Genomic DNA, 22,123 nt, shown 5'->3' on the forward strand with positions numbered 1-22,123 from the left:
TTAAATAATAGCATATTGGTATATAATATATATGTTACAAAAATAGAGAATCTTTAGGAGTGATATAATTTGGAAAAAAAATTAATTATAATAGATGGAAATTCAATAATAAATAGAGCATTTTACGCTTTGCCAGAAATGAATAATAAAGAAGGCTTAAAAACTAATGCTATATATGGCTTTACGACAATGTTGTTTAAAATAATAGATATATATAAACCAACACATATAAGTGTAGCTTTTGATAGAAAAGCACCTACATTTAGACACTTAGAGTATAAAGATTATAAAGCAGGAAGAAAGGGAATGCCAGATGAATTAGCAGAGCAATTACAGCCACTAAAAGACCTTTTAGATAAATTTAAAATAAATAGATTAGAAATAGATGGTTATGAAGCAGATGATATTATAGGAACTGTTTCTAAAAAAGCAGAGGATAATGGATATAAAGTATACATAGTAACTGGAGACAAAGATGCCATTCAACTTGCTTCAGATAAGACGACTACTCTTATAACAAAAAAAGGTGTAGGAGAAGTTGAAGAATATGACTTTAACTCTGTAATTGAAAAATATGAAATGACTCCAACTCAGTTTATTGACTTAAAAGGACTTATGGGAGATAAATCAGACAACATACCAGGAGTACCTGGAATAGGGGAAAAAACAGGAATAAAACTTATAAAAGAGTTTTCTAGTATAGAGAATTTAATAGAAAATACAGATAAACTTAAAGGAAGCGTAAAAAAGAAGATAGAAGAAAATAAAGAAATAGCTATTCAAAGCAAAAGACTTGCAACAATTATAAGGGATGTACCAATTGAAGTAAATTTGGATAGTATGATTTTTGGCGATTATGATAAAGATGAACTTTTAGATAAGTTTAGATATTTTGGATTTACAAGCCTTTTATCAAGATTAGTTGACTTGGTTGACTCAGATGATAATGAACAAGTAGAAGAAAAAATAGAAATATTAAAATTAAAAGATATAGATAAATTTATAGATGAAGTAAATAAAAAAGGACAAGTTATTTTAAAAACTGTTAGAGGACAAGGTAATATACTTGAAAAAAATATAATATATATCTTTATAAGTGTAGATGGAGAAAAAATATATTATATAGATTCAGATGAAGTAACAAAATTAGATGGTATACTTTCAAATAAAGAAATAAAGAAGTTTGGATATAATTTAAAGGATGATTATATATCTTTAAAGCCATATAATATAAACTTGGAAAATATAAATTTTGATATAACAATAGCGGAGTATTTAATAGATTCTACCTCATCTACATCATATGACTGTAGTGCTATAGCTATGAAATACTTATCAAAAAAAGTTAAATCAAAAGAAGAATTACTAGGTAAAGGTGTTAAATCTAAGAACTACGAAGATTTAGAATTTGAAGATTTGGCAGAGTATATGGGGCAAATAATCTGCACAGTTAAAGAAACAATTCCTATGATGGAAAGAAGTTTAATCGATATGAGTATGGATGGTCTTTTTTACCATGTAGAGATGCCCTTGGTGGAAGTTTTAGGACATATGGAGTATGAAGGTATAAAAGTAGATAAGAGTATACTAGATGACCTAAGTATTGAGTTTAAAGAAATAATTTCTACACTAGAAAAGGAAATTTATGAATTATCAGGAGAGCCATTTAATATAAATTCACCAAAACAGTTAGGTGTTATATTGTTTGAAAAATTAGAACTTCCAATAATCAAAAAAACCAAGACTGGATACTCAACTAATGCGGATGTCTTAGAAAAATTAAGGGATAAACATCCAATAATAGACAAAATAACTGAGTATAGACAAATAGTAAAGCTGAATTCTACTTATGTTGAAGGTCTTCTAAACATAATAAATCCAGAAAGTAATAGAATTCATTCATCATTTAATCAAACTATAACAACTACTGGAAGGATTTCATCTACAGAACCAAATCTTCAAAATATACCTATAAAAATGGAAATGGGTAGAAAAATAAGAAAGGTGTTTATTGCAGATGAAAATTGTAAGCTAGTTGATGCCGATTACTCACAAGTAGAACTTAGAGTTCTTGCACATATGAGTCAAGATGAAAATATGATAGAAGCATTTAAACATAATGAAGATATTCATACTAAAACAGCTTCACAAGTTTTCAATGTTTCTATGGAAGATGTAACTAGTGAATTAAGAGGTGCAGCTAAGGCAGTAAACTTTGGTATTATATATGGTAAAAGTGATTTTGGATTGGCTGATGATTTAAATATACCTGTGCCAAAAGCAAAAGAGTATATAGAAAGTTATTTTGCTAAGTATCATAAGATAAAAGAGTTTATGGACACTACAGTAGAAAAGGCCAGTGAAGATGGTTATGCTGTGACTATCTTAAACAGAAGGAGATATATACCAGAAATAAAATCTAGCAATTTTATGGAGAGAAATAGAGGAAAGAGATTTGCAATGAATGCACCAATACAAGGAAGTGCAGCAGATATAATAAAGATTGCTATGATAAATGTTCACAAAAAGTTAGAAGAAAATGATTTGAAATCAAAGCTTATACTACAAGTTCATGATGAATTGATAGTTGAAGCAATTGACGATGAAATAGATATAGTTAAAAAGATTGTAAAAGATGAAATGGAAAATGCTGTAAATATGGATGTTCACTTAGATGTAGACTTAAATGTTGGTAGTTCTTGGTATGAGACAAAGTAGGTGATTTTATGTTGATATTAGGACTTACAGGAGGAATAGGCTGTGGAAAAAGCAGCCTATCGAATATATTTAGAAAATTTAACATTACTATAGTGGATGCAGATATTATATCTAGACAAATCTTTGAGGATGAGTTGTTATTAGAAAAAGTATTTAAACATTTTGGTCGAAATATAAAAAAGGATGATGGAACTTTAGATAGAAAAGCTCTTGGGAAAATAGTTTTTAATGATGAAGAAAAACTTAATGAGTTAAATAATCTGACACATCCAATAATAAGAGAAAAAATAATAAGTGATATAGAAGAAGCTAGAAAAAAAGACGAAAAGATAGTAATATTAGATGCAGCAATATTAGTAGAAAGTGGATTTTTGGAAATAGTAGATAAGCTATTAGTGGTTACTTGTAAACAAGAAGTACAAATTAGCCGAATACAAAAGAGAGATAATTGTAGTAAACAAGAAGCACTTAGCAGAATAAATTCACAAATGAGTCAGGAAGAAAAATCCAAATATGGTGATTATATAATAGATAATTCGGGAACAATAACTGAATTAGAGAATAAAGTATACAAATTTATTGAATACATGAAGGAGAATTGGCGTGAATAATAAGAAAGTATTGGTTCTATCTATTTTTATAATCTTATTTGGGGCACTATTAATGGAAAGCAAAATAATACATAAGTTTTTGTATCCTAAAAAATACTCAGAGTATGTAGAAAAATATTCTAAAGAATTTAATTTAGATGAAAATATAGTTTACAGTGTCATAAAAGCAGAAAGTAAGTTTAATAGCTCTGCTGTTTCAAAAAAAGAGGCCAAAGGGTTAATGCAAATATTAGACATAACTAGAGATTGGGGAGCGGAAGAACTGAATCTAGAAAATATTGATATTTTTGACCCAGAAACCAACATAAGAATTGGTTGTTGGTATTTAAATAAATTATATAAAGAATTTGGTTCATTGGATTTAGTAATAGCTGCATATAATGGTGGCTCAGGTAATGTAAAGAAATGGTTAGAAAATAATGAATATAGTAAAGATGGAAAGAATCTACATGATATACCCTTTGAACAAACTTCAAAGTATGTAGAAAAAGTAAAAAATAATTATAAAAATTATAATAAGATATATGGCGAGAAGGGGAAAAACTAATGAAGAAAATAAAAGTCTTAACAGTAATTTTAGCTATAACTCTTATGATAGTTGGTTGTAGTAATACTAAAACAAAAGAAAGTAGCAGTGAATCAGGTATTAAAAGTCAGAGCTCTATAGATGCCAAGTATATAAACTTAACGATGGTGACTCCTAAGACTATAAACCCTATAACAAATACTGATAAGTCTGTTGGCTACATAATGAACTTAATCTATGATGGCTTGTTTACAATAGATGAAAACTATAATGTAACTCCTCAATTAGTGAAGGAGTACAATATAGCTCAAGATGGAATGAGTATAGATATAAAATTAAACGATGCAAAATGGCATGATGGAAAAGAAGTTACTTCAAATGATGTAAATTATACAATTGGTTTAATTCAAAAAAGTGCAGAAAGTCCATATAATGAATTTACAAAAAATATAGCTTCTGTAAATATTAAATCAGATAAAGATTTTACAATAAAATTTAAAGCTAAGTATGCTTTTTCTATTGATAGTTTAATATTTCCAATAGTATCTCAAAATCATTTAGATTCAAAAGATGTAAATGACAAAAATAATAATATGATAGGAAATGGGAAATATAAAATAGAATCATATACAGAAAGAGAAGGAATGATTTTATCTGTGAATAAGGATTACTATGAAGAAGTTCCTAAAGCTATGAAAAATGTAAAAGTAGGAATGGTTCCTAACGAAGATGCTAGAACATCTATGGTTATGGCTCTTGATAGTGATATAACAAATGTTACGCTGAATGATTTGAGCAAATTTCAAGAAAAAGAGTTTAATATAACAAAATATCAAGGTAGAGATTATGAATGTGTATTATTTAATTACAATAATTCTTTTTTTAAGGATGTCAATTTTAGAAAAGCAATTGCACATTCTATAAATAAAAGTAGAATTATTAGTGAAGGTTATATGGATGATGCAACTCCTGTTAATTTTCCACTTAACTCAAAATCAAAATATTATAGCAGTGATGTGAAAGATTTAGAGTACAATAAAGATAAAGCGATTGAGTATCTTAATAAAGTAGAATATGCAAATATAAATGCAGTGAATCCAAAAAATGATAAGGTAGATAAAAAACAAAAAAAATCAACTAAAAAAAATACAAAGAAACTTACTGCAGAAGAACAAAAAAAGGCTGAACAAGAAGAAGCTGAGAGAGTAAAAAAAGAAGCTGAAGATAAAAAAAATAAAGAAAAAGAGGAAGTAAAGAAAAGACTTTCTGAAATGAATTTAAAAATAATAGTAAATAAAGATAATAGTGAGAGGTTAAAAACATCACATATAATAAGTGAAAACCTAAAAGCTATAGGAATAAACAATACAATAAATCAGTTATCAGACAAAGAAATGGAAAGTGCCCTTAATTCTAAAAATTACGATTTGGCATTGGTAGGATGGAAATTATCTATTGTACCAGATGTAAGTAGTATAATAGCAAGCAGCGGATATACTGATGATAAGTTAAATGGATACATGTCTGCACTGACAAGTTCTGCATCTGAAATTGAAACAAAGAAAGCTTATAAAGATGTACAAAAATATGTTGAGGATAATGCAACATTTATAAGTTTAGCTATTAGAAACAACTATATTGTAAGCAATAGTAGACTAAAAGGAAAGATTACTCCAAATGAATTTGATGTATATGAGGGAATCTCTAACTTAGATATAAGCTCAAATGAATCGAAATAAATTAAATGACTAATTTATATTTAAAAAATTTAAACTGTGTGATAAAATACCCTTATAGGGTATAAGGAGGTAATTGATATGAAAAAGAAACTATTAGTAGAAGGTATGAGTTGTGGACACTGTGTAAATCACCTTAAAACTGCATTAACAGAAGATATAGATGGTGTTGAAGTTTTAGATGTAGATTTGGAAAATAAATGTGCATCTGTAGATATGAAAGATGATGTATCAGTTGATAAGTTAAAAGAAGTAATAGCAGAGTTAGGTTTTGAATTAAAAGGAATTGAATAAAAAATAATAAAATAAAAAAAGACCTCTATTGGGGGAGTAATAGAGGTCTAAAAATGGGGGAGATTGAGTATGTTTGATTTTACATTACTATTATCTCCCCTTTTAAATTAATATATACATAAAAAGTAAAAAATTTCGAGAAAGATTCACATTTCGTAAACTTTTTGAATATACTATAAATAGCTAAGGGAGGGAGTATCATGGAGTCTAGGGGATATAAAGAAGATTTAAAAAAAATGATACTTGATATGGCCCACAAAGAACTTGAGAGTTATGTATCACAAAAAGGAGCAAAAAAATACTTTGAAGGTAATTTGGATAAAGTTATTAATAATAATATAAAAAAATTCAATCAAAGTATTGGTCTTAATAGAGTATATTTAAAAATGTTAAAAAAGTGTGCATATCAAGAAAGTGTAACTTCGATATCAAGAACTATCAAAAAAGAAACATTATTTAAATCAAAAAAAGAGCTATTTGCTTTTTCAGAGTACTTAAAGCTTAATGTTAATAAGCGACTTTCATATAATCAGATTTTAAGAAAAATATCAAGGTATATATACTATAATAGAAATTCATATGCTCAAAAATATGTTACTTTCAAAAGAGGAGATGAAGAATATCTTTTAGAACCTGAGAAAATAAAAGATGAACTGATATCAAGCTATAGGTCAAAAACTAGGGAAGATATGAAATCAATAGCAAAACTTTTAGATATAGAAATAGAGGATGATTATAGTGCTGAAGATATTAGAAAAAAAGTAATAAACTATATTATAAAAGAAAAAATTAAAAATTAAATATAAAAATTAAAAAAATAAGTTCTATTATTTTACACAATCAAGATAACTTGAGTACAATTTTTTCATGTGTTTAATAGAACTTATTCTTTTTTTGACATATTCTTTTAAATAATTTAATGCTACTTAAGTATTACGTAGTATTATTCAAATTTTTAACTTAATTTGATTTAAATAAAGTTATAATAATGATATAATATAAAAAAAGTAAAAATTGGAGAGTGATTTCAAAATGAAGTTTAGTTTTTGCCATAACAATTTTAATGTTACTAACTTAGAAAAAAGTTTGAATTTTTATGATAAAGCTTTAGGTCTAAAAGAAGTAAAGCGTAAAGAAGCAGAAGATGGAAGTTTTATACTAGTTTATTTAGGAGATGGGATTACTAGCCATACATTAGAGTTAACTTGGCTTAGAGATTGGGATAGACCATATAATTTAGGGGATAATGAGTTCCATTTGGCTTTAGAAGTTGAAGAGTTTGATGAGGCAAAAAAACTTCATAAAGACTTAGATTGTATATGTTTTGAAAATGAAAGTATGGGAATTTATTTTATAGCGGACCCAGATAATTATTGGATTGAAATACTTCCTAAGAATCATTAATTTTAATAATATAATTATAATTTCTTTACAATTAATAATAGAATAAGTTATCATTAAAATATAGTTGTTAAAAATGGATAATAGTGGTACAAATTTATGATTATAAAAATATGTTGGGGGGAGTGATAGTAGTGAAGAAAGCTATAACGGCTTTAGGGATTGGAGCAGTAGCAGTATCTGTTAGTTCCATACATGCAAGTGCTCTTGAAAAGGGAGTTGTGACAGCTAGTGCTTTAAATATAAGAAGCGGGCCAAGTGCTGATTGTGACAAAGTAGCAAAGTTATATAAGGGAAAAACTGTAGAAATTTTAGAAAAATCTAATGGTTGGTATAAAGTAAGAGTGTCAAGTTCTGTTGTTGGCTGGGGAAGTTCAAAATACATATCAACGAGTGGTTCATCTGGAAGTACTTCGAATCAAAATAATTCAACATCAAGTGGAACATCTATTAGTGGGAATGGAAAAGTAAATGTCAGTTCTAGATTAAATATAAGAAGTGGTGCAGGTACAAACTACTCATTAGTTGGTAAAGCAAATAATGGAGATGTAGTAAAGTTATTAGAACAAAGTAATGGATGGTATAAAATAAAGCTATCAAATGGAGTTACTGGATGGGCTAGTAGTCAGTATATCTCAAAAACATCAGAAGATGTTGGAACAAATGATTCTAATTCAAGTAATACTACTAATAATAACAACACTGATAAAAATCAATCTAGTGAAGTATCACTTGAAGGCAAGAAGGGAAAAGTAACATCTACTGTAAGTTTAAATGTAAGAAGTGGTCCTGGGACAAGCTATTCTGTAATCGGAAAATTAAATGGTGGAGATGTTGTTGAGTTAAAAGCTAAAAGTAATGGATGGTATAAAGTAAAATTATCAAATGGGACAACTGGATGGGTAAGTTCTAGTTATATTTCTGAGACTACTGAAGGATTAAAAGAAAACTCTAATTCATCATCTAATAATAATTCCCAATCTAATAGTAATTCAAATTCTTCATCTATTGGAAATTCAGATAAATCGACTGTAAATGGTTCAAAAGTAGTAGATTTTGCATATACACTTATTGGAATACCATATCAATGGGGAGCATCTGGTCCAGATAAGTTTGATTGTTCTGGATTTACACAGTATGTTTTTAAACACTCAGTTGGACTTTCTATACCAAGAGTTTCTAGAGAGCAAGCTCAATTTGGAAGTGCAGTTTCTATGGGTAACTATGCACCAGGAGATTTAGTTTACTTTGATACTGACGGAGATGGAGCAACGAACCATGTAGGTATATATGTAGGCAATAGTAAGTTTATACATTGTAGTGGAACTCAAACTAATCCTAATAAGGTTAAAGTAGACAATTTGACTACTTCATATTGGTCTAAAGCATTGCTTGGAGCAAGAAGATTTGCTTCGTAGATATAATTTTTATTAAAAAATTAAAATAAATAAGTTTTCTATTCATAAATTGAGACTCTTAAAAATATACTTTATTAATAATATAATTTTGGGAGGGGACAAACTAATGAATAGAAGAAAGACGATATACAGAGGATTTAATAATAATAGACATAAGATAGATGTGCGTAAGTATATAATAACTATTGCTTGTTTATGTTTGATTGGCTATTATTCTTATACAAAAATAAAAGATAGCAAGATGTTAGAGTATATATCAGCTAAAATACCATTTCTAAATAGTTCATCAGATATAACTTATAAAGATATATCTGATGAACTAAATGCCATAAAAAATGGAAAAAAATCTAAATCACAAACCAATTCAAATAATAATCAAAATAATAATTCAGAAAAAGCAGTAAATAATACCAAGGAACCAGAAGAAGTAAAATTAGCTACTATTGAAGGATGGGATATATATACTATCCAAGTTGCTGCAATAGATAATGATGACGATTTGAAAAAAATACAAACATCATTAGTTAGTAGTGATATACCTTTTTCAGTTATGGAGAAGGATGGAGTAAAAAAAATACAAACATACTCTTCTTTTGATGAAAATGAAGTTAGAAAACATATGAGTTCTATAAGAAAAGTATTTCCAGATGCGTTTTTATCTCATTTAGATGCACCTATGCTATCTTTAGAATATACAAGTAATTATGCTTATATAGATAGTATATCCAAAGAATTAAATAAATTAATAACAAACTTTAAAGAAGAATCAAGTTTTTGGTCGAATGATGAAAATAATGTAGATATGGAAAAATATAATACTATTTTGACAAATAGAAAGGCAATATCACAAAATATATCAAAAGAAGCTGAAAAGATTGATTATTCTGAAATGAGTTTATTTAAAGATAATTTGATTGACTATGTAAAGAACATAAACGAAAAAATTGATACTGCCTCAAAAGCAGCAAATGAAGAAAAATATAGTGTAAGTAAAAGTCTACTTTTATCATCTATGCAAGAGTATTCTTTGTTCATAAATTCCATAAAATAAAATACAGAAAATTTAGACTTTAGAAAGCTATAGGAAAAGGATTGTTTAATAAGACAATCCTTTTCCTCGTTTTAACTTAATAAAGAGGCGTTGATTTATAAAATAAATTATAAAAATAGGGATATTTTTTTAACAATTGTTAAGATTTTTTAATATATATAGTATACTTATAGAAGGCAGAAAAAATGTTTTTTTATAGATAAGGGGGTAAAACAATGAAACTCTTAACTTTTAAGGGAGGGATACATCCTCCATATAGAAAAGAGTACTCTAACACAAAGGCACTTGAAAAAGCTCAAGCTCCAAAGATAGTTTACATTCCTCTTCAACAACATATAGGGGCACCAGCTAAACCTATTGTTGAAGTTGGTGATGAAGTAAAGTTTGGGCAAAAAATAGGTGAACAGCAAGGTTTCGTTTCATGTAACGTTCATTCTTCAGTATCAGGTAAAGTTATTGCTATTGAACAACATGAAGTACCAGGTGGTTCAGCTCAATGTGTAGTTATCGAAAATGACTTTAAGGAAGAATTACATGAAAGTGTTCAACCAAAAGGTCAGTTAGAGGATTTGAGCAAAGAAGATATAGTAGGTATCATAAAAGAGGCAGGAATAGTAGGTATGGGTGGAGCTACATTCCCTAACCATGTAAAAGTATCTCCTCCACCAGACAGTAAAGCAGAAGTAGTTATATTAAATGGGGCAGAATGTGAACCATATTTAACTGCAGACCACAGATTAATGGTGGAAAATCCAGAAGATGTTGTATTTGGTTTAAGAGCATTAATGAAAGTATTAGATGTTAAAAAAGGATTTATAGGAATTGAAACAAATAAACCAGATGCTATAGAAGCCATTCAAAATGTAGCTAAAGATTATAGTGAAATCGAAGTTGTTGGCCTTCAAGTGAAATATCCACAAGGAGCAGAAAAACAACTTATTTATGCGTGTACAGGTAAGGAAGTTCCATCAGGCGGATTGCCAATAGCAGCAGGTGCAGTTGTTGACAACGTTGCCACAGCAGCTCAAATAGCTAAATCTATTAAAACAGGTATGCCTTTGGTAGAAAGAATTACTACAATAACAGGTAGCTGTATCAAAGAACCTAAAAACCTAATAACAAAAGTTGGGACATTAGTCTCAGAAATAATAGACCAATGTGGTGGTTTTAAAGAAGATAAAAAAGTTGGTAAAGTGATAATGGGTGGACCTATGATGGGGATAGCTCAATATACTACTGAAATAGCAACTAATAAAGGTTCTTCAGGGATTTTATGTTTAGATGAAGAAGAATCACGTACACCAGATGTTCAAAATTGTTTAAGATGTGGAAGATGTACAGATGTATGTCCATCATTCTTACAACCACTTTTCATAAGTGCATATTCTTTGAAGGAAGATTATGACACAGCTGAATATCATAGAGCTATGGATTGTATAGAATGTGGGTCTTGTTCATTTATTTGTCCAGCAAGAAGACCATTACTTCAATCTATAAGATCAGCAAAAAGAGAAATAGGAGCAAAGAGAAGAAAGCAAGCTGCTCAGAAATAAAGAAAGTTAAGGGGGAAAAACGATGGAAAATAAGTTGATAGTATCATCTTCTCCTCATGTGAGAAGTAATGAAGATACTTCATATATAATGAAACAAGTTATTATAGCACTCCTTCCAGCAGCAGTAGCAGGAGTATACTTCTTTAGACTTAATGCATTGAGTGCTATGTTTTTTTGTATACTTGGTACAGTAGGTACTGAATTTTTATATCAAAAACTTATGAAGCATAAAAGTACTATAGGAGATTTTTCAGCTGTTGTAACAGGATTATTATTAGCATTTAACGTACCAGCATCACTTCCTTGGTGGATGTGTCTAGTAGGAGGAATATTTGCAATATTAGTAGTTAAAATGGTATTTGGTGGAATTGGATGTAACTTTGTCAATCCAGCACTTGCTGCAAGAGCATTTTTATTAGCATCATTTCCAGTAGCAATGACTGCTTGGACTCAACCAGGTGTTAACTGGATAGGTAAAAATTTAGATGCAGTTACTACTGCAACACCATTAAGCTTTTTGAAAAATGGAGCAGCAGGATTAGCAGACCTTTCTAGCAATGGAATTAGTCTCGCTGATATGATGATTGGTAATATTGGTGGATGTATAGGTGAGACATCAGCAATATTATTATTATTAGGTGGAGTATACCTAATGTATAAAGGCATAATAAATTATGTTATCCCAGTATTTTACATAGCAACTGTATTTATATTAACATTCCTTTTAGGTGGATTTAATATAAATTTTGCAATATATCAACTGTTTGCTGGAGGACTTATGTTAGGTGGATTCTTCATGCTTACGGATTATACAACTTCGCCTATGACTAAGAAAGGTCAAATAATATACGCTGTATTAGCTGGTCTTATAACAACTGTTATAAGAATGTATGGTGGATATCCAGAAGGTGTATCTTACTCAATACTACTAGTAAACTGTCTTGCACCACTTATAGATAAGTTTGTTAGAAACAGAGTGTTTGGGGAGGTGGCTAAATAATGAATAGTATGGTAAGACTAGGTGGAACTTTACTTGCTATAAGTGCAATAGCCTCATTAGCACTTGGAGCTACAAATCAAGTTACAGCTCCAGTAATAGAACAAAGAAATATACAAGCAAACAATGAACTTAGAAAAGCAGTACTTCCAGAAGCAAAAGAATTTAAAGAAATGAAGGAAAGTACTTATAAAGACCTTGGAGATGGTCTTATAGCTGAAGTATATGAAGGGCTAGATGGTTCTGAGGTAGTAGGATATACTTTAAAAGCTAAACCAAGTGGCTATGGTGGAGAAATTGAAGTTATGGTAGGTATATCAGCTGATGGCCAAGTTACAGGTGTTGATATTGGTAATATGTCAGAGACAGCAGGACTTGGAGCAAAAGCTAAAGATGATGCATTTAAAGGTCAATACAAAGGAAAAACTGCTGAACCTCTTGAAGTAGCAAAAGGAAGCACAACAGCAGAAAATCAAATATTAGCAATATCAGGTGCAACTATTACATCTACAGCAGTTACTACAGGAGTAAATGCTGCAATAGATGTCTTCAATAGTGCTCTTAATAAATAAGGAGGGTTAATTATGAATTTAGCTAAAGTATTTAAAAATGGGCTAATAGATGAGAACCCAACATTTGTGCAAGTTATAGGTATGTGTCCAACACTAGCCGTTACAACTTCAGCAATAAATGGAATCGGTATGGGTCTTTCAACAGCAGCAGTTTTAATATGTGCAAATTTAGTTATATCATTACTAAGAAAAATCACACCAGATAAGATAAGAATACCTATATTTGTAGTCATTATAGCTACATTTGTTACAATAGTAGGAATGGTTTTAAAAGCATATGTTCCTGCTCTTGATAAGGCTCTTGGTATATATATACCATTAATAGTTGTTAACTGTTTAATACTAGCTCGTGCAGAAAGTTTTGCTTTTAAAACTGGTCCACTAGCTTCAATTGTTGATGGTGTAGGTCAAGGTCTTGGATTTACTGTTGCTCTTACAGTAATAGGTGCAGTAAGAGAATTACTTGGAAATGGTAGTTTATTTGGAATGACACTATTTGGAGCATCTTTCCAACCAGTATTAATATTTATATTACCACCAGGTGCATTCTTAACATTAGGATTCTTATTTGCAGGATTTAATAAATTAAGAAGTAAAAAAGCGTAGTGGAGGTGTAATAAATGAATTTAATACTTTTATTTTTAAGTATCGTTCTTGTTAATAACGTTATAACATCTCAGTTCTTGGGTATATGTCCTTTCTTAGGAGTTTCTAAGAAAGTTGATACAGCAGTAGGGATGGGAGTTGCAGTTACATTCGTTCTAACTCTAGCTTCAATTATAACTTATTTTATACAAATTTTATTAGTAAAGACTGGAACTGAATTTTTACAAACAATAGCTTTTATATTGGTTATAGCTTCTATAGTTCAGTTCGTTGAAATGGTAATTCAAAAGATGAGTCCATCTTTATATCAAGCATTAGGAGTTTATCTACCTCTTATAACTACAAACTGTGCAGTTCTTGGTATAGCTCTAGTTAATGTTCAAAAAAGTTATAATTTAGTAGAAACAATAATAAACGGATTTGGAGCAGGAGCTGGATTTACTTTAGCAATAGTAATATTCGCAGGTATAAGAGAAAGACTAGAATTAGCTGATATACCAGAAGCGTTTAAAGGTTTCCCTATAACACTTATATCAGCAAGTTTAATGTCAATAGCTTTCTTAGGATTTACAGGACTTATAAAGCTATAAAAAAGAGGGGTGAAAATAGTGATACTTACAGCTGTATTAGTTTTAGGAGTTATGGGCTTAATCTTCGGGATAGTATTAGATTTTGCATCTAAAAAGTTTGCTGTAGAAGTAGACGAAAGAGTGGAAGCTATACTAGGAGTACTTCCAGGTGCTAACTGTGGTGGTTGTGGATTCCCAGGATGTGGAGGTCTTGCAAGTGCGATAGTTGAAGGAAAAGCACCAGTTAATGGTTGCCCTGTAGGTGGAGCAGATGTTGGTGCAAAAGTTGGAGAAATAATGGGCGTAAGTGCTGAAGCAGGTGAAAAACAAGTAGCAAAAGTTATTTGCAAAGGAACTTGCTCAAGTGCAAAAGATAAATATGAGTATGAAGGAATATCTGATTGTAGAGCAGCAAATGTTTTAAATTCAGGAGCTAAAATGTGTAAGTTTGGATGTTTAGGTCTTGGAACATGTAAGACTGTTTGTAAATTTGATGCTATTTCTATAGTTGATGGAGTAGCAGTAATAGATGAAGAAAAATGTGTTAACTGTGGAAAATGTAAAGAAGCATGCCCTAAGGGTATAATAATTACAAAACCAGAAAGCCAATCAATAGTTGTAGAATGTAATAGCAAAGAATTTGGTAAAGCTGTTAAAGAAAAATGTACTGCTGGATGTATTGGTTGTGGAATGTGTGTAAAAGCTTGTAAATTTGATGCAATAATATTTGAAAACAAAATAGCTAAAATAGACCCTAGTAAGTGTGTAGGTTGTATGCAATGTGTAGAAAAATGCCCTACAAAAGTAATATCAGGTGATATAGCTAAAAGAAAGAAAGTTACTATTGACCAAGAACTTTGTGTGGGATGTACAGTGTGCAAAAAACAATGTAAGTTTGATGCAATAGAAGGTGAATTAAAAGAAAAACATAAGGTAGATGCAGACAAATGTGTAGGATGCCATTTATGTATGGAAAAATGTCCAAAGAAAGCTATTAAAATTTTGTAATATGGACAAAATAAAGATATGGAATAATTTCCATATCTCTAATGAGTACATAAAACAGAGGTATGGAATAATTTCCATACCTCTATTTTATGTATATTTATTTTATTGGTAATAAATATAACAATAGTGTAACAAAAAAGGTTCGACATTTCTGTTGAATTTTTTACAATATAGTGATAGACTAAATAGGTACAAATTACGTACAAATGAGGTGAATAAATGAATATAATCTTGGCATCAGCCTCTCCAAGAAGGAAAGAAATTCTAGAGAATACAAATGTAAGATTTGATATAATTAAAAGTGAAATTGATGAGATTATATTGGAAGGTGAAGCACCAAAACATTTAGTTATGAGATTAGCTTTTGAAAAAAGTATGTTTGTAGCATCTAAACATAAGAAAGATGTTGTTATTGGAGCTGATACTGTTGTTGTTTTAGATAATGCTATTTTAGGAAAGCCTAAAGATGAGTCTTGTGCAAGAGACATGCTAAGTAGACTATCTGGAAGAGAGCATCAAGTCATAACAGGTATTAGCTTAATAAACTTGTGCAAAGATAAAAAAATAATTGACTATGTAATCAGCAATGTAAAATTTAAAACGTTATCAGAAAAAGATATTGAGGATTATCTGAAAACTAAAGAGTCATTTGACAAAGCAGGAGCTTATGGAATACAAGGATATGGAGCTTTGCTAGTTGAAGAGATTAGAGGCGATTATTTTAATATAGTTGGACTTCCAATTTCAAAGTTAGGTGACTTGTTAAAGGAACATTTTAATATAAATCTTTTTTATGGAGTGTGATTTATCTGAAAAAGTCATTTAATTCAACCATTAAGGTAAAAGAAATGGCACTAGAGGAAAGACCCAGAGAAAAGATGCTTGCTGAAGGAGTAGAAAGCTTATCAAATGCTGAATTGTTGGCTATACTTTTAAGAACTGGTAACAAACATAAAAATGCAATCGAGTTAGCCAACTATATAATAAATAAAGATATTCAGGGTATTAGACATTTAGAGGAAATGACAATAGAGGAGCTGTGTAATATAGATGGAATTGGATTGTCAAAATCAGCCCAAATTAAAGCAGCTTTAGAACTAGGCTTTAGAGTAGCTAGTTTTAAACCTATGAAGTATAAAATAAAAAATCCTTGGGATATACATAAATATTATATGAATAGTCTGAGGTATTTGAAAAAAGAGGTTTTTAAGGCAGTTCTTTTAAATACAAAAAATGAGATAATATCTGATGTAGATATATCTGTAGGGACTTTAAACTCATCATTAGTCCATCCTAGAGAAGTTTTTAAAGAAGCTATAAAGAGAAGTGCAAGTAAAATAATAGTGATGCATAATCACCCCTCAGGAAGTGTAGAACCATCAAAGGAAGATAAAAATATTACATCAAGACTTATTAAATGTGGAGAAATAATTGGGATTGAAATAATTGACCATATAATAATTGGAGATGGATTATACTTTAGCTTTAAAGAAAATATGATAATTTGACTTTATATGTGATAAAATAGTAGGAGAATGTTTTAAACATGATTCTTAATTAGTAGGAAGGAGTAAAATCATGGCTAAGGAAAAAAAGAAAGAAAAAAGAGGTTTTTTTAGTTTTAACAAGATGACAAAGGATATGGGAATAGATTTAGGGACTGCAAATACATTAGTTTACATAAAAGGACAAGGTATTGTTGTTAGAGAACCCTCAGTTGTTGCAATAAGAGATGACAGTAAAGAAGTTTTAGCAGTAGGTGAAGAAGCTAAAAAAATGATAGGTAGAACACCAGGAAATATAGTAGCTATAAGACCAATGAAAGATGGAGTAATAGCTGACTTTGATATAACTCAATCAATGATTAGTTACTTTATACAAAAAGCAGCTGATAAAAAAGGTGTTGTAAGTCCAAGAATAGCTATATGTGTTCCTTTTGGAGTTACAGAAGTTGAAAAGAGAGCTATAGAAGAGGCTGCAAGACAAGCTGGTGCTAAAGATGCATTTCTTATAGAGGAACCAATGGCAGCGGCTATAGGAGCTGGATTAAAGGTTGAAGAGCCAGAAGGTAATATGGTAGTTGATATCGGTGGAGGTACTTCAGAAATAGCTGTAATATCTCTAGGAGGAATTGTTACTGCTAAATCTATAAGAATTGGTGGAGACGAATTTGACGAGTCTATAGTTGCCTATGTAAAAAAAGAATATAATCTTATGATAGGTGAAAGAACTGCTGAAAATGTTAAAATTAGCATAGGTTCTACATTTAAAGATGATGAAGAAATAAATATGCAAATAAGAGGTAGAGATTTAATATCAGGGTTACCTAAAACAATAGAAATATGTTCTACAGAAGTTAGAGAAGCATTAAAAGAGCCTGTGAGTTCAATAGTAGATGCTATAAAATCTACATTAGAAAAGACTCCACCAGAATTAGCATCAGACATAATGGAAAACGGAATAATGCTAACAGGAGGAGGAGCTTTACTTAGAGGTCTTGATAAACTTATTACACAAGAAACAGGAATGTCTGTTCAAATAGCAGAAGCTCCTCTTGATTGTGTTGCACTTGGAACAGGAAAATCTGTTGAAGACCAAGAAATTTTTGAAAAAGTATTAATGATGAATGCTAAAAATTAGAAGTTGGTGATGGCCTTGAGATTTGACAAGAATAAAAATGAGAAAAAAAGGATTAATGTTAAAGTGATAGCAACGGGCGTAGTTGCTATCACTTTAATTGGAATTGTGGGTATATCAATTGGTAAGTTTTCAAGTGGAAGCCCAGTAAACTTAGGTGTAGCATCAGATGCTATTACAAGTGTAGGAAAAGGAATAAATGATGGATTTTCATTTATAAAAAATGGTTTTAAAGATATCTTAAATTATAGAGATAACTCTGAAAAGGTAAAAAAATTAGAATCAGAAAATGAAAAGCTTAAAAAAGATGTTATAGCTTTAAATACCAAATTAGACAAGACAGAATCATTAGAAGAATTAAAGAAGACACTTAGCTTTGTAGAAGAAAAATATAAAGCAACAAGTATTTCTACAAGTGTTGTAGGTAAAAATGATGGAAACTGGTATGAGAGTTTTATAATAGGTGCGGGAAAAAATTCAGGTGTAAAAAAAGAAAGTATAGTTATGAATGGCAGTGGTCTAGTTGGTATAGTTTATGAAGTTTCCAACGATTATAGTAAGGCAATTTCACTATTAGATTCTAAATCATCTGTAAGTTTTAAATTAGCAAAAAATGCTAGTGCTAAAGGAGCAATTACTCAAAATACTACTTTAGACAATAAGGATAGTTATAATAGTAAAGGTTATTTACAAGGTTATATGTTTGACTCATCATATAATGTAATTCAAGGAGATATAATAACAACATCTGGTCTTGGATTTTTCCCAGAAGGCATACCAATTGGTGAGGTTGAAAAGGTAATTGATGATAAAGATAAATCACTAAAATATGTAGTTGTAAAACCTTATGTTGATTTTAAGAATATAGATGACGTTGTAGTCATAGAACCAAGAAATATAGGATAAAGGGGATAAAAAACAATGAAAAAAGTTTTACTTTGTCTATTGGGTATTGTGGTTATGACTATAGAAAATAGTATAACAAATTATATAAATATTTTTGGAATAAGCTTTAACTTAGTTCTTATATATGTAACTATAATTTCTCTTTATTTGGATGAATTAGAAGGTGGGATTATAGCAGCCATAATAGGGCTTATTAAGGACATAACCATTGGTGGAATTCTTGGTGTAAATGCATTAGTTTTGTTTGTTATTGCATATGCGATTGGACACATGAGGGATCAACTATATAAAGGTAGCTATATTATTACTTTCGTTTTGGTTTTAATAGGAAGTTTAATTGATTCAATTGTCAATATAGGTACATCTAGTATAATCTATCAAAGCTATAGCATATCAACACTTTTAGTAAAGGGTCTACTAGTAGCACCAATAGTGAATAGTTTAATTGGTTTAATAATATATCGCTTGTCTAAAAGAGCAGTTTTAAAACTTAAAGAAGATTAGTTGGTGATTTCATGGAAGAAAATAAACAAGTTGATAGATTTAAAATAATGAAAATAGTCATAAGCGTGATATTTTTAGCTATTTTAGTAAAAATAGTCTACATGACTACATTTAAATATGAATACTACAATGAGTTAGCTGAAAATAAAACATATAAAAAATTGGCAATAGAGGCTCCAAGAGGAGAAATAAAAGATAGATATGGAAGATTGCTAGCAGGAAATAAAAATTTATTTACTGTTCAAGTTTCAGGTAACGATATTAATAAAAAAGATGCTAATAAGCGTTCAAGAGCAAATGAAATATCATTGAAGCTTATAAATTTACTTGAGAAAAATGGTGAAGAATATGTAGATGAATTTCCTATATATGTAGAAAATGGAAAGTACTATTATACATATGACAGAGAGATTAGAGAATATAAATCAGAAAATGGAATACCAAGTGATTATAATGCTAAAGAGAGTTTTTATTACTTGGTAGATAAACTTATATCAGCAGGAATCTTGTCTCAAGAAGATAAAAGGTTAGATGCAACAAAATTACAAGCAAAACTAAATGAAAATGGATACTATCCTCCTATTTTAGTTAGTAAATGGATGTTTACAGCAGAGAGAGATAAGAGAGATTGGTTGGCCAGTTATAAAATAAAAGAGACTAATTTAAGTGCTGAAAAAGCGTTTGAAAAAGTAAGAAATAGCGATGCATTTAAGATTGATAAAAGTTTAAGTAATGAAGATGCAAGAAAAATAATGGTTGTAAGAGATTTAATAAAATCAAAAGGATATTCTCAATATAATCCAGTAACAATTGCAAAAGATGTAGGAGAAACTACCATTGCACAGATTGAGGAAAGTGCTATGGACCTTGTTGGTGTTTCAGTAGCAGTTGAACCAGTAAGATATTATCCTAATGGAACTTTAGCTTCACATATGTTAGGATATGTAGGAAAAATGCCATCAACTCAAATAGAATCATATCTACAAAAAGGATATAAAACAGGAGATATGGTAGGTCTTGCAGGAGTAGAAAAAAGTAATGAAAGCAAGCTAAGAGGAACTGATGGTTATAAAATGGTTAAAGTTGATGCATTGGGTAGAATCAGTAAAGAGATTGAATCCAAAAAACCTAAATCAGGAGATACTGTATACCTTACATTAGATAAAGATTTACAAGAAGTTTCAGATAATGCATTAAAACAGATAATAGAAGTTGCTTCAAAAGGAGGTACTTTTAAAAGTAAGTTTGGGGATAAGCCAATTAGTGCATATGCAGGAAAGGCACAATCAGCAGCTCTTATAGCTATTGATGTTAAAAATGGAGAGGTTTTAGCTTCATCAAGTTATCCTGACTATGACCCAAATAAATTTGCAAAGGGTATTTCTACAGAAGACTATAAAGCACTACAACCAAAGAATCCAAATGACTTACTAGCAGGAAGTCCACTATTAAACTTAGTTACACAAGGGGAATTCCAGCCAGGTTCTTCATTTAAGATGGTAACCTCAATGGCAGCTTTAGAAAATGGTCTAAATCCAAATTTCACTATAAATGACCCTGGAGTTATTATGCTAGGGAAAAAATCATTTGGGGACTATGTGTGGAACCATGGTAGAGGAAATCATGGTATGACAAATTTATATAAAGCTATACAAGAGTCTTGTAACATATATATGGCAACTATTGGTACAGGTAAGACATGGCCAGATGGAAAAAGTATTGGTATAGATATGAATGCAAATAAGATACTTGAGTATGCAAAACTATTTGGATTAGATGAAAATACTGGGCTTGAAGACGAAGTAGAAGAAAGAGCAGGTAAGGTGCCTAGCACAGAGGATAAATTAAAATCAACACAAGCATTGTTAAAATCAGCTTTAGATAGAGAAATGGCCAATGACTTTGTTGATATAACTAGAGATAAAAATCCTAAAGAATACGAAAAAAGAATTGATGAAATTGTAAGTTGGGCAGCTGAAAAGAAAACTCCTGGTAGAGTAGAAACGATGAATAGATTGAAAAAATTGGATGTTAAAGAAAATAGAGTGGAAGATGTAGCGGATATGGCGGTATTTAGTTACTTTAACTTTGCAAAATGGAGTACTGCTGATACATTCAACTTAGCTATAGGGCAAGGTGAAAATGCCTATACACCAGCTCAAATATCAAGATACGTAGCTGCTATAGCAAATGGAGGTAATTTAGTAGAATTATCTGTAGTTGATAGAGCTGTTTCAAGTGATTATTCATCAGTAAAAATTAATGACCAAAAGAAAGTGGAAAAAATACCTTTCAAAAATCCAGACAATCTAAAGGAACTAACAAAAGGTATGAAATTGGTTGCTAGACAAGGTACAGCAAAAAGTGCTTTTGCTGATTTCCCAATAGATGTAGCAGCAAAGACTGGTACAGCTGAGAAAAGTGGTAAAATACCTACAGATAATGAATATGAATATTTAAAGAGTCATATGTCATCTTATAATGTTAATCTAAATGATGCAATTAAAATGGCTGATAAGATGAAGGCAGAAAAAGAAAAAGAACTTTCATTAGCTAAAGAAAAAGAAATAAAGAAAAAACTAGAAAATAAAGATTTAAAAGACGAAGAAAGAAAGAAATTAGAAGAAGAATTAGAAGATGGAGTAAAAGTTAAATTAGAGGATACTGATAAAGTGAATTCTTCATATTTAAGAAAAGCTATAAAAGAATTAAATCCAAAAATAACAGATGACCAAATAGATAAGTTTAAAGCAGATTATGGTTCTTTTACATGGACTGTTGCATTTGCACCAGCAGATGACCCAGAAATAGCTGTTGTATGTGTAATTCCTCAAGGTGATTCAAGTGTATTCTCACTTTTACCAACTAGAGAAGTTATTGGAACATATATGGGATTAGAGCCAACTAATGGCAAAAAAGACAACAAGACGGATGATGTTAATAATTCTTCTGACGAAAATATAAATTTCGAGTCACAAATCAATAGATAAGTTAAATCCATTTATAAACTTTAGCT

General features: G+C 30.0%; 21 protein-coding genes. All 21 read left to right on the forward strand.

Going from position 1 to position 22,123, the window contains the following annotated elements; all coding sequences use genetic code 11:
- The first annotated feature begins 69 nt into the window (after window positions 1-69).
- The 21 genes from polA (at window position 70) to IR151_RS08420 (ending at window position 22,097) form a co-directional block, all read left to right on the forward strand.
- Window positions 70-2,718 carry a DNA polymerase I gene (gene polA, locus IR151_RS08320; protein WP_227434061.1) on the forward strand — a complete coding sequence of 883 codons (2,649 nt, stop codon included), beginning with the start codon at window positions 70-72 and terminating at the stop codon, window positions 2,716-2,718.
- A gap of 8 nt (window positions 2,719-2,726) precedes the next feature.
- The gene (gene coaE / locus IR151_RS08325; protein ID WP_227434062.1) at window positions 2,727-3,329 is read left to right on the forward strand and encodes a dephospho-CoA kinase; all 603 of its coding nucleotides are present in this window, start codon (window positions 2,727-2,729) and stop codon (window positions 3,327-3,329) included.
- Window positions 3,322-3,876 carry a lytic transglycosylase domain-containing protein gene (locus IR151_RS08330; RefSeq protein ID WP_227434063.1) on the forward strand — a complete coding sequence of 185 codons (555 nt, stop codon included), beginning with the start codon at window positions 3,322-3,324 and terminating at the stop codon, window positions 3,874-3,876. The genes coaE and IR151_RS08330 overlap by 8 nt, the downstream gene beginning before the upstream one ends.
- Window positions 3,876-5,594, forward strand: a complete 1,719-nt coding sequence (locus IR151_RS08335; RefSeq protein ID WP_227434064.1) for an ABC transporter substrate-binding protein — start codon at window positions 3,876-3,878, stop codon at window positions 5,592-5,594. Before IR151_RS08330 ends, IR151_RS08335 begins: the two co-directional genes overlap by 1 nt.
- Window positions 5,595-5,672: 78 nt before the next feature.
- The gene (locus IR151_RS08340) at window positions 5,673-5,885 is read left to right on the forward strand and encodes a heavy-metal-associated domain-containing protein (protein WP_227434065.1); all 213 of its coding nucleotides are present in this window, start codon (window positions 5,673-5,675) and stop codon (window positions 5,883-5,885) included.
- A 200-nt stretch (window positions 5,886-6,085) separates the two neighbouring features.
- A complete protein-coding gene (locus IR151_RS08345) occupies window positions 6,086-6,685 on the forward strand; it encodes a hypothetical protein (protein WP_227434066.1) in 600 nt (199 codons plus the stop codon).
- A gap of 232 nt (window positions 6,686-6,917) precedes the next feature.
- Window positions 6,918-7,289, forward strand: a complete 372-nt coding sequence (locus tag IR151_RS08350) for a VOC family protein (RefSeq protein WP_227434067.1) — start codon at window positions 6,918-6,920, stop codon at window positions 7,287-7,289.
- A gap of 131 nt (window positions 7,290-7,420) precedes the next feature.
- A complete protein-coding gene (locus IR151_RS08355) occupies window positions 7,421-8,704 on the forward strand; it encodes a C40 family peptidase (RefSeq protein ID WP_227434068.1) in 1,284 nt (427 codons plus the stop codon).
- 106 nt (window positions 8,705-8,810) lie between these two features.
- Complete coding sequence (locus tag IR151_RS08360) at window positions 8,811-9,755, forward strand: hypothetical protein (protein WP_227434069.1); 945 nt, start codon at window positions 8,811-8,813, stop codon at window positions 9,753-9,755.
- 215 nt (window positions 9,756-9,970) lie between these two features.
- Entirely contained in the window at window positions 9,971-11,308 is a 1,338-nt protein-coding gene (rsxC, locus tag IR151_RS08365; RefSeq protein ID WP_227434070.1) for an electron transport complex subunit RsxC, read from the forward strand.
- Between the two features lie 22 nt (window positions 11,309-11,330).
- Window positions 11,331-12,308 (forward strand): RnfABCDGE type electron transport complex subunit D, encoded by a 978-nt coding sequence (locus IR151_RS08370; RefSeq protein WP_227434071.1) that lies wholly within the window; start codon window positions 11,331-11,333, stop codon window positions 12,306-12,308.
- Complete coding sequence (locus IR151_RS08375; RefSeq protein ID WP_227434072.1) at window positions 12,308-12,877, forward strand: RnfABCDGE type electron transport complex subunit G; 570 nt, start codon at window positions 12,308-12,310, stop codon at window positions 12,875-12,877. The genes IR151_RS08370 and IR151_RS08375 overlap by 1 nt, the downstream gene beginning before the upstream one ends.
- Window positions 12,878-12,889: 12 nt before the next feature.
- The gene (gene rsxE, locus IR151_RS08380) at window positions 12,890-13,483 is read left to right on the forward strand and encodes an electron transport complex subunit RsxE (RefSeq protein WP_227434073.1); all 594 of its coding nucleotides are present in this window, start codon (window positions 12,890-12,892) and stop codon (window positions 13,481-13,483) included.
- Between the two features lie 14 nt (window positions 13,484-13,497).
- Window positions 13,498-14,073 (forward strand): electron transport complex subunit RsxA, encoded by a 576-nt coding sequence (gene rsxA, locus IR151_RS08385; protein WP_054269663.1) that lies wholly within the window; start codon window positions 13,498-13,500, stop codon window positions 14,071-14,073.
- 15 nt (window positions 14,074-14,088) lie between these two features.
- A complete protein-coding gene (locus tag IR151_RS08390) occupies window positions 14,089-15,060 on the forward strand; it encodes an RnfABCDGE type electron transport complex subunit B (protein WP_227434326.1) in 972 nt (323 codons plus the stop codon).
- A 219-nt stretch (window positions 15,061-15,279) separates the two neighbouring features.
- Window positions 15,280-15,864 carry a Maf family protein gene (locus IR151_RS08395; protein WP_227434074.1) on the forward strand — a complete coding sequence of 195 codons (585 nt, stop codon included), beginning with the start codon at window positions 15,280-15,282 and terminating at the stop codon, window positions 15,862-15,864.
- A gap of 44 nt (window positions 15,865-15,908) precedes the next feature.
- Window positions 15,909-16,568 (forward strand): RadC family protein, encoded by a 660-nt coding sequence (gene radC / locus IR151_RS08400; RefSeq protein WP_227434327.1) that lies wholly within the window; start codon window positions 15,909-15,911, stop codon window positions 16,566-16,568.
- A gap of 70 nt (window positions 16,569-16,638) precedes the next feature.
- Window positions 16,639-17,700, forward strand: coding sequence for a rod shape-determining protein (locus IR151_RS08405; protein ID WP_269469188.1), 1,062 nt, complete (start codon window positions 16,639-16,641; stop codon window positions 17,698-17,700).
- 9 nt (window positions 17,701-17,709) lie between these two features.
- Window positions 17,710-18,603, forward strand: a complete 894-nt coding sequence (gene mreC / locus IR151_RS08410; RefSeq protein ID WP_227434075.1) for a rod shape-determining protein MreC — start codon at window positions 17,710-17,712, stop codon at window positions 18,601-18,603.
- A gap of 15 nt (window positions 18,604-18,618) precedes the next feature.
- Window positions 18,619-19,107 carry a rod shape-determining protein MreD gene (gene mreD / locus IR151_RS08415; protein ID WP_227434076.1) on the forward strand — a complete coding sequence of 163 codons (489 nt, stop codon included), beginning with the start codon at window positions 18,619-18,621 and terminating at the stop codon, window positions 19,105-19,107.
- Between the two features lie 11 nt (window positions 19,108-19,118).
- Entirely contained in the window at window positions 19,119-22,097 is a 2,979-nt protein-coding gene (locus tag IR151_RS08420) for a penicillin-binding transpeptidase domain-containing protein (protein ID WP_227434077.1), read from the forward strand.
- The last annotated feature ends 26 nt before the right edge of the window (window positions 22,098-22,123 follow it).

The sequence above is a fragment of the Clostridioides sp. ES-S-0006-03 genome (genome assembly GCF_020662275.1).
Classification (GTDB): Bacteria; Bacillota; Clostridia; order Peptostreptococcales; family Peptostreptococcaceae; genus Clostridioides.